This window comes from Dorea acetigenes, assembly GCF_025567385.1.
GTDB lineage: Bacteria > Bacillota > Clostridia > Lachnospirales > Lachnospiraceae > Claveliimonas > Claveliimonas acetigenes.
This window is the reverse complement of the sequence record NZ_JAOQJU010000007.1, coordinates 66,383-76,558: the sequence shown is the minus strand read 5'-3', so window position 1 is coordinate 76,558 and position 10,176 is coordinate 66,383. Positions and strand designations below refer to the sequence as shown.

At 44.3% G+C, this 10,176-nt stretch carries 9 protein-coding genes, 1 tRNA gene and 1 other annotated feature; of the genes, 8 read left to right on the top strand and 2 right to left on the bottom strand.

What is annotated here, in order from left to right; genetic code table 11:
- Window positions 1-134 precede the first annotated feature (134 nt).
- Window positions 135-360: a binding site (T-box leader), on the top strand.
- 210 nt (window positions 361-570) lie between these two features.
- The 5 genes from epsC to sigH are packed head-to-tail and all read left to right on the top strand — an operon-like array spanning window position 571 to window position 4,527.
- Entirely contained in the window at window positions 571-1,272 is a 702-nt protein-coding gene (gene epsC / locus OCV99_RS08090) for a serine O-acetyltransferase EpsC (RefSeq protein WP_158369584.1), read from the top strand.
- Entirely contained in the window at window positions 1,259-2,665 is a 1,407-nt protein-coding gene (gene cysS, locus OCV99_RS08085; RefSeq protein WP_158369583.1) for a cysteine--tRNA ligase, read from the top strand. The genes epsC and cysS overlap by 14 nt, the downstream gene beginning before the upstream one ends.
- Window positions 2,650-3,105 (top strand): Mini-ribonuclease 3, encoded by a 456-nt coding sequence (locus OCV99_RS08080; RefSeq protein WP_158369582.1) that lies wholly within the window; start codon window positions 2,650-2,652, stop codon window positions 3,103-3,105. The genes cysS and OCV99_RS08080 overlap by 16 nt, the downstream gene beginning before the upstream one ends.
- A 31-nt stretch (window positions 3,106-3,136) precedes the next feature.
- Window positions 3,137-3,895 (top strand): 23S rRNA (guanosine(2251)-2'-O)-methyltransferase RlmB, encoded by a 759-nt coding sequence (gene rlmB, locus OCV99_RS08075; protein ID WP_227192400.1) that lies wholly within the window; start codon window positions 3,137-3,139, stop codon window positions 3,893-3,895.
- Window positions 3,896-3,906: 11 nt separating this feature from the next.
- Entirely contained in the window at window positions 3,907-4,527 is a 621-nt protein-coding gene (sigH, locus tag OCV99_RS08070) for an RNA polymerase sporulation sigma factor SigH (RefSeq protein ID WP_158369659.1), read from the top strand.
- 67 nt (window positions 4,528-4,594) lie between these two features.
- Here the strand turns inward: sigH and OCV99_RS08065 are convergent.
- Window positions 4,595-4,667, bottom strand: a tRNA-Thr gene (locus OCV99_RS08065).
- Between the two features lie 143 nt (window positions 4,668-4,810).
- Between OCV99_RS08065 and OCV99_RS08060 the strand changes: the two genes are divergently transcribed.
- Both OCV99_RS08060 and pdxR read left to right on the top strand, forming a co-directional pair.
- Window positions 4,811-6,475 carry a glutamine--tRNA ligase/YqeY domain fusion protein gene (locus OCV99_RS08060; protein WP_158369580.1) on the top strand — a complete coding sequence of 555 codons (1,665 nt, stop codon included), beginning with the start codon at window positions 4,811-4,813 and terminating at the stop codon, window positions 6,473-6,475.
- A gap of 4 nt (window positions 6,476-6,479) precedes the next feature.
- Entirely contained in the window at window positions 6,480-7,880 is a 1,401-nt protein-coding gene (gene pdxR / locus OCV99_RS08055) for a MocR-like pyridoxine biosynthesis transcription factor PdxR (RefSeq protein WP_158369579.1), read from the top strand.
- Window positions 7,881-7,930: 50 nt separating this feature from the next.
- Here the strand turns inward: pdxR and OCV99_RS08050 are convergent, their stop codons facing one another.
- Window positions 7,931-8,332, bottom strand: coding sequence for a hypothetical protein (locus OCV99_RS08050; RefSeq protein WP_262575211.1), 402 nt, complete (start codon window positions 8,330-8,332; stop codon window positions 7,931-7,933).
- A 178-nt stretch (window positions 8,333-8,510) separates the two neighbouring features.
- Here OCV99_RS08050 and cls point away from each other — a divergent pair, with 178 nt between their 5' ends.
- The gene (gene cls, locus OCV99_RS08045) at window positions 8,511-10,070 is read left to right on the top strand and encodes a cardiolipin synthase (RefSeq protein WP_158369578.1); all 1,560 of its coding nucleotides are present in this window, start codon (window positions 8,511-8,513) and stop codon (window positions 10,068-10,070) included.
- Window positions 10,071-10,176: the final 106 nt, after the last annotated feature.

Here is a 10,176-nt window from a genome sequence, read left to right as displayed (position 1 = left end):
CGTGTAAGCACGACGAATCCATATTGGATTTCAAATCGGCTGTGAATGGTAACAGCGGTACAAAAATAGCACCGAGAGAAATCGGAAAAATATTGACAAAATTCTTATTTTCACATAGTATATATTCTATAGCGACAAAAACATAGAACGGAAGAGTAGCAGGAAGAAGAACTGACAGAGAGAGATTGTCATCGGCTGGAAGCGATCTTGAGGGAGATTTCTGTGAAGTGCATCCGGGAGTTGACCTGGCGAAAGATACTACGTAGCCAGGTACGTTAGGCACACGTTACGTGCATACGAGCGGAGATTTTCATAACAAATCTTCAAAAGAGTGGAACCGCGGACACATTCGCCTCTTACATTACGTAAGAGGCATTTTTTTCGCAATGGTAGAGATTGCGGTCACGCGTTAAAAAGGCGGACTTGTCCGCTTTGTTTCGTGCGTAGTCGCAGGGCACCTGCGACTGAGTGAGCGAAGCTCACGAAGTGACCGTAAGAAGGCGTGAAGCAGCCGCACATCGGCGTGAAGTGGGCGGCGAAGCCACAAACCGCAAAGAATGGAGGATATTCATGGGAATATTGAAATATGTAAAGGAGGAGCTTCAGGTAATTAAGGAGCGAGATCCTGCAATTAAATCCAATATGGAAGTTTTTTTGTACCCAAGTTTTAAGGTGATTATGAGTTACCGGGTTGCGCACAAGCTGTATCTGAAGAAACACTATTTTCTTGCCAGATGGATTTCACAGCGTGCCGCCAGGAAGACGGGTATTGAGATTCATCCGGGGGCGAAGATCGGCAAGGGATTATTTATCGATCACGGAACGGGCGTAATCATTGGGGAAACTACAGAAATTGGCAATAATGTAACGCTGTACCAGGGTGTCACCCTGGGAGGAACCGGCAAGGAGAAGGGGAAACGCCACCCAACACTCAAAGATAATGTGATGGTGAGTGCGGGAGCCAAGATTTTGGGTTCCTTTACGATTGGGGAAAATTCCAAAATCGGTGCAGGAAGTGTTGTATTGAAGGAAGTTCCGCCCAACTGTACTGTGGTAGGCGTACCGGGAAGGATTGTAAAGATGGGCGATCAGAAGATACCACGTTCGGATATGGATCAGGTACACCTGCCGGATCCTATCAGCAATGATATTAGAGAGCTGCAGAATGATAATATCCGTCTGCAGAAACAGATAAAGCAGTTAGAACGGCATATGAGATGTATGCAGGAAGAAGAGATTATCTTGAAGGAGGAAGAAGATGAAACTGTATAATACCATGTCAAAGAGGAAAGAGGAATTTGTCCCGGTGGAGGAAGGGAAAGTCAGGATGTATGTCTGCGGTCCTACCGTGTATAATTTTATCCACATTGGGAATGCAAGACCGATGATTGTGTTCGATACGGTTCGTAGATATTTTGAGTATAAGGGCTATGATGTGAATTATGTATCGAATTTCACGGATGTAGACGATAAGATTATTAATAAGGCGATTGAAGAGGGCGTATCTGCGGATGAGATTTCCAAGAGATATATTGCAGAATGCCTGAAAGATATGGAAGGCATGAATATTAAGCCTGCCACAAAGCATCCGCTTGCTACGGAGGAAATCTGCGGCATGGTAGAGATGATTGGCATTCTGATTGAAAAAGGCTATGCCTATGAGAAGAACGGGACTGTGTATTTCCGTACCAGGCAGTTTAAGGATTATGGAAAATTGTCTCACAAGAATTTGGATGATCTGCGTTCCGGTAACCGTTCTCTTCTGGTGACGGGAGAGGATGAGAAGGAAGATCCTTTGGATTTTGTGCTTTGGAAGCCAAAGAAGGAAGGAGAGCCTGCGTGGGAGTCGCCGTGGAGCGAAGGCCGCCCGGGATGGCATATTGAGTGTTCTGTGATGTCTAAGAAATATCTGGGCGAGCAGATTGATATCCATGCCGGAGGAGAGGATTTGGTGTTCCCTCATCATGAAAATGAAATTGCTCAGAGTGAAGCTGCCAATGGAAAGGAATTTGCAAAATACTGGATGCATAATGCTTTTTTGAATATCGACAACCATAAGATGAGCAAGTCTCTCGGCAATTTCCGGACTGTGCGTGAAATCAGTGAACAGTACGATCTTCAGGTGCTTCGGTTCTTTATGCTGAGTGCCCACTACAGAAGTCCGCTGAATTTCAGTGCGGATCTGATGGAGGCATCGAAGAACGGTCTGGAGCGTATTATCAATGCGGTGGATAATTTGAAATACCGCATGGAAAATGCGAAGACAGAGGAAATGACAGATGCAGAGAAGGAAACATTTGCAAAGACGGCAGAGTTTGTAGAGAAATATGAAGCGGCGATGGATGATGATTTCAACACTGCTGACGCCATTGCAGCCGTATTTGATTTGGTGAAATTCTGCAACACAACGGCGGTAGAGGAAAGCTCCAGGGAATACGCACGGAAATTGTTTGACTTGATTGTGAAGCTGACAGACGTCCTTGGCTTGATTGTAGATAAGAAAGAGGAAATGCTGGCGGAAGACATTGAAGCGCTGATTGCAGAGCGCCAGGAAGCAAGGAAAGCGAAGAATTTCGCAAGAGCTGATGAAATCCGCGATGAATTATTAGCAAAGGGGATTGTCCTTTTGGATACCCGTGAAGGAGTAAAATGGAAAAAAGCATAGAATGGCAGTTTGATTCTTATATGCAGGAAATATTCCAGATGCAGGAGGTGGATATAAAAACATATTCACCTCTTGCTTTGGCATATATCGGAGACTGCATTTTTGATTTGATTATTAAGAGTCTTGTGTTGAACCAGGGTAATAAACAGGTTCAGAAAATGCATAAGGAGACCAGCCGGATTGTTCAGGCGTCTGCGCAGTCTTTGATGATGCGTGAGATTCAGAAACATCTGACAGAAGAAGAGCATTTGGTATATAAAAGGGGAAGGAATACGAAGACGGTATCGCCTGCCAGAAACCAGTCGCTGACAGATTATAGAAGGGCTACGGGATTTGAGTCTCTGCTGGGGTATCTGTATTTGAAAAAAGAGTGGAAAAGAATGCTTGATTTGGTTAAAATAGGGTTAGACAGTCTGGAAACAGAGTGGGAGAAAGAATAAAGTGCCGTCATTGGGCAGAATGGAGTTGGACATGGAAGAGAAGCTTACAGAAGGAAAAAGTCTGGTGATAGAAGGACGTAATGCGGTTTTGGAGGCATTTCGCTCGGGGAAACCGGTTGACAAGCTGTTCGTGCTTGATGGATGCCAGGACGGACCGGTGCGTACCATTGTCAGAGAGGCAAAAAAACACGATACCATCATTCAGTTTGTAGAAAAAGAACGTCTTTCTCAGCTTTCTGAGACGGGGAAGCATCAGGGAGTGGTTGCTTTTGCGGCGGCTTATGAATATGCAGAGGTAGAAGATATGTTGGAGCTTGCGAGACAGAAAGGGGAAGATCCTTTTCTGATTTTGCTGGATAATATCGAAGATCCCCATAATCTGGGAGCTATTATCCGTACAGCTAATCTTGCCGGAGCGCATGGCGTGATTATTCCGAAACGCCGGGCAGTGGGACTTACGGCTACTGTGGCGAAGACGTCTGCGGGAGCACTGAATTATACACCGGTTGCCAAGGTAACGAACCTTGTGAAAACTATGGAGGAACTGAAGGAAAGGGGACTTTGGTTTGTCTGTGCAGATATGGGCGGAGAGTCTATGTACAGGTTGAATCTGAAAGGACCGATAGGACTTGTGATCGGCAGTGAGGGAGAAGGAGTAGGACGTCTTGTGAAGGAAACCTGCGATTTTGTGGCGGGGATACCCATGCGGGGAGATATTGATTCCCTGAATGCATCTGTTGCTGCCGGAGTACTGGCATATGAGATTGTGAGGCAGAGACTGGAGGGATAATGAAGAAGAAAGTGTCAGAGTATGAGACGATGACGGATGAACAATTAATCCGCCGTCTGCAGAACGGCGAAAAAGAGATTATGGATTACATTATGGATAAATATAAAAATCTTGTACGCAAAGAGGCAAAGGCGATGTATCTTCTGGGTGGCGAGAATGATGATTTGATTCAGGAGGGGATGATCGGGCTTTTTAAGGCGGTGCAGGACTATGATGTGAATCAGAAGGTGTCCTTTTACAGCTTTGCCAGACTTTGTATTACCCGGCAGATGTACAGTGCGGTGACGGCTTCTAAGAGACAGAAGCATATTCCGCTTAATTCATACGTGTCGCTATATGAGAAGACAGAAGACGGCGGGGATGCCAGGGTATTGGATACAATTGAAGCGGGAGTTGAGAGTAATCCCGAGTTCGTGCTGTTGGGCAAGGAGTCGGCGGAATGCCTGGAAAATGAACTGGAAGAACAACTTAGCAATCTGGAGCAGAGGGTTCTTTACCTGCATCTGATGGGAACAGATTATAAAACCATTGCCAGGCTTTTGGATAAGAGCCCGAAAACGGTAGATAATGCGCTGCAGCGGATTAAGGCGAAGGCCGAAAAAATTATTGGACAGGACGACGCCAGGCATTAAGAATAAAAGAAAAATCCTGTGGAAGAACAGTGTTTTAAAAACTGAATCCACAGGATTATCCTTTTTAAGCTGCCTAGCGGAATCGAACCGCCGACCTCCGCCTTACCAAGGCGACGCTCTACCGACTGAGCCAAGGCAGCATGCATAAATCATATGCAACGTGATTAATATACAATAAAAAGGGGTAGTTTGTCAATGGGATTTTGAAAATAATTCTGTTGTCGAATTTTTAGAAGTATGATAAGATTAGAAAATGATTAGAGAATGGTTTCAGGAGGATACTATGGGAGAGGAAGTTATTTCTAAAAATTTTATTGAACAAGAAATAGATAAAGATCTGGCAGAGGGGGTCTATGATACGGTATGTACCAGATTCCCGCCGGAACCCAACGGCTATCTGCATATCGGACATGCAAAGTCTATACTTTTAAATTCAGGACTTGCGGAGAAATACAATGGGACTTTTCATCTGCGGTTCGATGATACGAATCCGATGAAAGAGGATATGGAATTTGTAGAGTCGATTAAGAAGGACGTAGAATGGCTGGGGGCAGATTTTAAAGAGCATCTGTATTTTGCATCTGATTATTTTGATGTGATGTATGAATGTGCTGTTAAGTTGATTAAGAAAGGCAAGGCATATGTGTGTGATTTAAGTCCGGAACAGATCCGGGAATATAGAGGCACACTGAAGGAGCCGGGAAAGGACAGTCCTTACCGTGATCGTTCTGTCGAGGAGAATCTCCGCCTTTTTGAAGAGATGAAAGCGGGGAAATACCAGGATGGAGAGAAGGTGCTCCGCGCAAAGATTGATATGGCGTCGCCGAATATTAATATGCGTGATCCGATTATTTACCGTGTGGCTCATATGAGTCATCACAATACGGGAGATAAGTGGTGTATTTATCCGATGTATGATTTTGCTCATCCGATAGAAGACGCAGTGGAAAAGATTACTCACTCTATCTGTACACTGGAATTCGAGGATCACCGTCCGTTGTATGACTGGGTGGTTCGGGAATGTGAATTTGATCCGGCACCGAGACAGATTGAATTTGCGAAGATGTACCTGACCAATGTGGTAACCGGGAAGCGTTACATTAAGAAATTAGTACAGGAAGGAATTGTAGATGGATGGGACGACCCCAGGCTGGTATCTATTGCGGCGCTTAGAAGAAGAGGGTTTACGCCGGAATCTATCCGGATGTTTGTGGAACTCTGCGGAGTCTCTAAAGCACAGGGGTCTGTTGATTATGCCATGCTTGAATATTGTATCAGAGAAGATTTGAAGATGAAGCGGCCGAGGATGATGGCTGTCTTAGACCCGATCAAACTGGTGATTGATAATTATCCGGAGGGTGAAGTGGAATATCTGGATGTAGATAATAATCTGGAAAATGAAGCTCTTGGCAAGAGAAAGGTTCCGTTCTGCAGAGAGCTTTATATTGAGCGGGACGATTTTATGATTGATCCGCCGAAAAAATATTTCCGTCTGTTCCCGGGAAATGAGGTCCGCCTGATGCATGCATATTTTGTGAAATGTGTAAGTTACGAGACGGATGCGGATGGCAAGGTCACGGTTGTACACTGTACCTATGATCCGGAGACGAAGTGCGGAACAGGTTTTACCGGGCGTAAAGTAAAAGGAACCATTCATTGGGTACCGGCTCCGTTTGCGAAGACGGTAGAGGTTCGTCTGTATGAGAACCTGATTGATGAAGAAAAGGGTGTATATAATGAGGATGGTTCTATGAACCTGAATCCAAATTCGTTGGAAGTACGTAAGAACTGTGTTGTAGAGCCAAGCTTTGATGGCGCCGGGGCATATGATAGTTTTCAGTTTGTCCGGAATGGTTATTTCTGTATTGATGCGAAGGATTCCAGACCGGAAGCTTTGGTATTTAACAGGATTGTGTCTTTAAAGAGTTCTTTTAAACTTCCGAAGTAGTGATATGAATGAATTAACAATCAATCTGAAATCAGGCGGAAAAGCTCCGCTGTACGAACAGATTTATCTTTATATTAAGAAGGATATACAGAATGGGAAGATTCCCTATGGAGAGAAGCTGCCGTCTACCAGAGCGCTGTCAAAGCATCTGGAGGTAAGCAGGAGTACGGTGGAGCTTGCCTATGAGCAGCTTCTGTCGGAGGGATATATTGAAGCGAAGCCGTACAAAGGCTTTTTTGTGGCGCAGATAGAAGGAATGTACCGCCTGGAGAGGGTAGGAGTTTCAGAGAAGCAGGAAGAGAAGCTGCCGGACAGAAAATATTGCTATGATTTTACGCCTAATGGGGTGGATTTGAAAAGTTTCCCTTATAATATATGGAGAAAATTATCAAGAGATATTTTGGTGGATGATAAGACGGAGCTTTTCCGAACCGGCAATCCACAGGGGGAGGAAGGTTTCCGGGAAGCGATTTGTGACTATCTGTATCAGGCGAGAGGGGTTACCTGTGCGCCCGGGCAGATTATCGTGGGTGCCGGAAGCGATTATTTATTAATGCTTCTGTGTACGATTCTCGGAAGAACCCATGTGATAGCAGTGGAGAATCCTACTTATAAGCAGGCGTATCGTCTGTTCATAAGCCAGTCATTCCCGGTAATTCCCATTAATATGGATCGCTCGGGGATGAAAGTGGAGCAGTTAAAAAGGACGCAGGCCGATGTGGCATATGTGACTCCTTCGCATCAGTATCCTACGGGAATCATCATGCCGGTGAAGCGGAGGATGGAGCTTCTGAGATGGGCGAATGAGGCAGAAGGACGTTATATCATTGAAGATGATTATGACAGTGAATTTCGTTATAAAGGGAAGCCGATTCCGGCGCTGCAGGGATATGATACAGGGCAGAAGGTGGTGTATCTGGGGACCTTTTCCAAATCCATAGCTCCGGCGATCCGCTTGAGCTATATGGTGCTTCCCCTTCCTCTTCTGGATATCTATGAAAAGAAATGCAGATTTCTGAATTCTACGGTATCTAAGGTAGATCAATTGATTGTCCAGCATTTTATCAGAGACGGCTATTATGAGAGGCATCTGAATAAGACCAGGGCTTTGTATAAAAGCCGGCATGATACGCTGATTAATGGACTTAAGCCATTGGCAGGCTGTTGCAGGATTTCGGGAGAACATGCGGGCGTGCATCTGCTGCTAACTTTTGAAAATGGCATGCGGGAGCAGGAATTGATTGCAACAGCGAAAAAAAATGGTATTAAAGTGTATGGACTGTCGGATTACATTGTGGGAAAACAGGAAGAAGCAGATGCGACTGTTTTGCTTGGATATGCGAATCTTTCAGAAGAAAAGATAAAAGAAGCATGTGAGATATTATGTGAAATTTGGAAAAAATAAAGAAGCTGTTCAGACTCTTTATGAGAAGGCAGCTTCTTTATCTCTGTCGGTTATTCGGATTCTACATCTTTGAGGATGTCCTTAAAAGCGTCGGATATATCTTCGGCCGTATCTTTTGCGGCGTCAGACACATCCCCGGCAATATCTTTGGCAGCGTCAACGGTATCCTCAGCAATGTCTTTGGCAGCGTCGGCTGCATCTTCGGCAATATCTTTGGCGGCATCTTTTAAGGTGTCCGCCGTGTCACTGGTTTTGGAAACCGTATTTAAAGGTACATATTCTCTGTCTGTGACAGGTTTTAAATCGTTGTCCAGATCAAAATCCTCATCCTCTATTTCGTCCTCAAAATCATCCTCTGCGGGGAGGCCGGATTTTTTCAGATAATAAGCCAGACCTGCGGCAGCGCCGCCAATAGCGGCCAGACTTAATAAGCGTTTACTCCATTTTGACATATGAAAACTCCTTTCTTTCAGCTTGGCGTCCCTGGCTGTGTTGCCTTCTTTGCACCAATATTATAATATATTGTAATACTTTTTAACAAAAAAATAAAGGAAAATGAAAAAAAATTATGATACACTATAGTAACATTGTATTATATTTAAGAGAGAAATCTTCTGAAGGAGGAAGAATATGGTTGTGAATGGGCCGGAAAAAGCAAAAAAGGGAATATCAAGAATCATATTCAGCCGGACGGGACTGTTTATTTTGCTGATATTGCTTCAGGTAGCTACTGCGATTGTAACTACGAAGATTCTGCAGGAATATACCGTATATATCCATGGGATGCTGACAGTATTGGGCGTTTTGGTTTTGATATACATTATTAATTCAGAGGGAAACCCGGCATTTAAGATGACCTGGATGCTGTGTATTATGGCATTTCCGGTGGTAGGGACGATTTTTTATATTTATGTAAAGATGCAGGTGGGAACCAGATGGATGGGAGAACGGCTGGCGGATCTGCGGCTGGAGACGGAGAAATATATGGTGCAGGATATGGAAGTCGTGAAGGATATGAAGGCAAGTAAGTCTGCCAATGCGAATCTTGCCTATTATCTTTCTAACCTGCTGGGGTTCCCGGTCTACCGCAACACAGAAGTAACATATTTCCCATTGGGTGAGGATAAATTTGAAGCATTGATTCCTGAACTTGAGAAGGCTGAGAAGTTTATCTTTATGGAATATTTTATTGTGGAAAAGGGGTATATGTGGAAGAAGATTCTGGATGTATTGGCAGAGAAGGCGGCCCTGGGAGTAGAGGTGCGTTTTATGTATGATGGCATGTGCTCCATCTCCATGCTTCCCTATGATTATCCGGAACAGCTGCAGAAATATGGAATTAAGTGTAAGATGGTCAGCCCGGTACGTCCATTCCTGTCAACGGTGCAGAATAACCGGGATCACAGGAAAATCTGTGTCATAGACGGAAAGGTGGGAATTACCGGCGGAGTGAATATCGGAGACGAATATATTAACCGTAAGGAGCGGTTCGGCCACTGGAAGGATACGGCGGTTATGCTGAAAGGTGATGCGGTTCAGAGCCTGACTATGATATTCCTGCAGATGTGGAACGTGACCGAGAAGCGGCCGGAAGGGTACAGTAAGTATATTACATACAGGCAGCCCGGAGTCCGGCGGGAGCTGGGATATGTGCTGCCTTATGCAGACAGCCCTTTTGATAATGAAAATGTAGGCGAAGAGGTATATTTTCATATTCTGAATCATGCGAAGAAGTACGTACATATTATGACGCCCTATCTGATTCTGGATAATGAGATGATTACAACACTTACGCGGACAGCAAAAAGCGGGATTGAGGTAATTATCCTTATGCCGCATATTCCGGATAAATGGTATGCATTTGTAGTGGCAAAGACTTATTATAACGAGTTGATAAAAGCAGGTGTGCAGATTTATGAATATACGCCGGGATTTGTCCACGCTAAAGTATTTGTCTCTGATGACGATACGGCGACGGTGGGAACAATCAATCTGGACTACAGGAGTTTATATCTGCATTTTGAATGCGGTGTTTTCATCTATAATAATGCCATTGTAGATGAGATTGAAGATGATTTTCAGAAAACACTGGCAAAATCCCACAAGGTTACGTTAATGGAGGTAAAGCATCAGACGTTGTTTACAAAGATAACGGGGCAAGTTCTTCGATTATTTGCTCCTTTAATGTAAAATAATAATGTACAATATGGGAAAAATATAGTATAATGCTTAGTGGTTCGACAGGGCTGAAGATTGAAATTATGAGAAAGATTGATGACACGTAGGAGGAAATGAC

Bases quoted from the DNA above. Each gene is read 5' to 3' on its own strand.
- rlmB (WP_227192400.1), top strand. From the start codon at position 3,137: ATGGAAGAGAAGCTTACAGAAGGAAAAAGTCTGGTGATAGAAGGACGT.
- OCV99_RS08060 (WP_158369580.1), top strand. From the start codon at position 4,811: ATGGGAGAGGAAGTTATTTCTAAAAATTTTATTGAACAAGAAATAGAT.
- cls (WP_158369578.1), top strand. From the start codon at position 8,511: ATGGTTGTGAATGGGCCGGAAAAAGCAAAAAAGGGAATATCAAGAATC.
- OCV99_RS08050 (WP_262575211.1), bottom strand. From the start codon at position 8,332: ATGTCAAAATGGAGTAAACGCTTATTAAGTCTGGCCGCTATTGGCGGC.
- OCV99_RS08080 (WP_158369582.1), top strand. From the start codon at position 2,650: ATGGAAAAAAGCATAGAATGGCAGTTTGATTCTTATATGCAGGAAATA.
- epsC (WP_158369584.1), top strand. From the start codon at position 571: ATGGGAATATTGAAATATGTAAAGGAGGAGCTTCAGGTAATTAAGGAG.
- pdxR (WP_158369579.1), top strand. From the start codon at position 6,480: ATGAATGAATTAACAATCAATCTGAAATCAGGCGGAAAAGCTCCGCTG.
- cysS (WP_158369583.1), top strand. From the start codon at position 1,259: ATGAAACTGTATAATACCATGTCAAAGAGGAAAGAGGAATTTGTCCCG.